The sequence below is a fragment of the Plantibacter cousiniae (nom. nud.) genome (assembly GCF_977070315.1).
On the sequence record NZ_CDRVEU010000023.1, the window covers coordinates 1 to 1780 of the forward strand.

2 protein-coding genes are annotated in these 1780 nt (G+C 53.0%); one reads left to right on the plus strand and one right to left on the minus strand.

All coding sequences use genetic code 11. The features are described 5' to 3' along the window. The first annotated feature begins 229 nt into the window (after positions 1–229). Positions 230–883: a hypothetical protein gene (locus ACW55A_RS26665; protein ID WP_498812040.1), complete on the plus strand. Its 654-nt coding sequence runs from the start codon at positions 230–232 to the stop codon at positions 881–883. A 10-nt stretch (positions 884–893) separates the two neighbouring features. Here ACW55A_RS26665 and ACW55A_RS26670 read toward each other — a convergent pair whose 3' ends face one another. Beyond that, complete coding sequence (locus ACW55A_RS26670) at positions 894–1751, minus strand: phosphoadenosine phosphosulfate reductase domain-containing protein (RefSeq protein ID WP_498812042.1); 858 nt, start codon at positions 1749–1751, stop codon at positions 894–896. Positions 1752–1780: the final 29 nt, after the last annotated feature.

Here is a 1780-nt window from a genome sequence, read left to right on the forward strand (position 1 = left end):
AGTAGCCGTCCTCGTCACGGACGACTTCGACAGCGCCTATCAACTTTTCTTCGGGCATGACTTAGTCCTTGCCGCACAGGCGGCTGATATTGAATTGATTGGAAAGGAGGGCGGGTAACGCAGGGCTAAATCCTGAGCTACCAAGATTTCAGGCAGGCTGTCCAAGCGTCATGTAGGCATAGAAGCACCATGGCGGTATATTGCCGCCTACACTTTGAGGGTTAAATGGATGTCATTCTGTATCGCTTTGACAAGTGCTGATTTGGCTTTGACCAAAGATGTGTTTGCAATTGTAGGGAGTATCGCCAGCGCTGCAGGAGTAGGCCTGGCGTTTTACGTAGGCCTTAAAGGGCTGGCGACATGGAAGCGGCAATTACGGGGGGCTGCGCACCATGAGCTGGCACGTAAAGCGCTTGTGGAATTGTATAAGTACCGAGAGTCAGTGGAGCGCGCTCGATCGCCTGTTATGTTCGGTAACGAGCTTCAGCCAAACGAAGATGAAGAGGCCGACTTGTCGTTTGTTGGAAAAAACTATCTAAGAAAATGCAGGGCATACGAAAGAAGATTCGAGAATATGTCGGGCGGCAGAGCCTCAATTCAGGCGATAATTATTGAAAGCGAGGCGCTATGGGGTAAGGATCTGCGTGATCTAATTAAACCTCTATTCTCAATGGAGTACGATTTCGTTCATTACGTTGAATATTTTTTAATGTCTTCTGATCCGCGAGAGGACGATGACTATCGGCGAGCATTTTACGATATTATCAAAGATGAACCGAACATAATATACGATGCGCTTGGTGACGAAGGAGATGAATTTAGAAAAGATTTCAATCGGCAGATAGCTGTAATTGAAAACTATCTTAGACCAAAGCTTGCTTGAATGATTTAATCTAGTCGCCGCAGAAACACGCAATGGCCTCTTCATGGTCGGCGAACATATCTAACTGGGTGTCCGAGTAATCGAGCATCTGCTGATAGCTCGGTCGGTCGAAGCGAAACAGCGCGCCGTCTATTGTGGCGGCGCTGCTCTGGGTGGCGGTGCGTTCCATCCGAGCCCACCAGTCGGCCTTGCTCCGGTCGCTGGCAATGATCGAGTAGACCTGCTTTGCACCTTTGAGAAAGCACAGGTCGCAGTTGCCCTCCAGAGTGCGGCCATTGATCGTCGGTAGCTCCAGATCAAACGGCTGCGACTTCCAGAATTCTCCGACCTGCTGCACGCCGACGCCCGCATCTGCCAGCGGCATCACCATCGTGGCATGCTTGCTCTCTGTCGTAGTCTTGCGGTGCCGTATCTTGGCTACCCGGCGCGGTTCATCAGCTCGGATGCCCGTCATCATGTCGACCGGCGTTTCTTCGGTGGAGCATCCAACCATCCGCAGATATTTGTGGATTACTCTGATCTTGAGATCGATGGTGCAGAACCTTGTTACCGGGTTCGGCAGGTAGCTGCGTTTCCTGATCAGCGCTTCGAACGGCTCGCCGTCCCTGCTGGCGGTTTCGTAGGTGACGATAGCGAAGCCGCGATCATCGTCGCGGTACTCCAGCCAGACAATGGGAACCTGCCAGCGCCGTGAGCATTCGTTCACAAAGTCGAGGGTGGCGGGGTGTTCCTTGCCGGTGTTGGCGAACGTGACGATCAGATCGTCCAGATCATCGTTGGCGTCCAGCACCTGGCGCAGCATGTAGGCGCTGGTCCGGCCACCGGAAAAGCTGACAACCGTCGTCCCGGACATTTTGTAGGGAGACATGGGGATTCCTCGCCGGGGTGGCGTGAGTC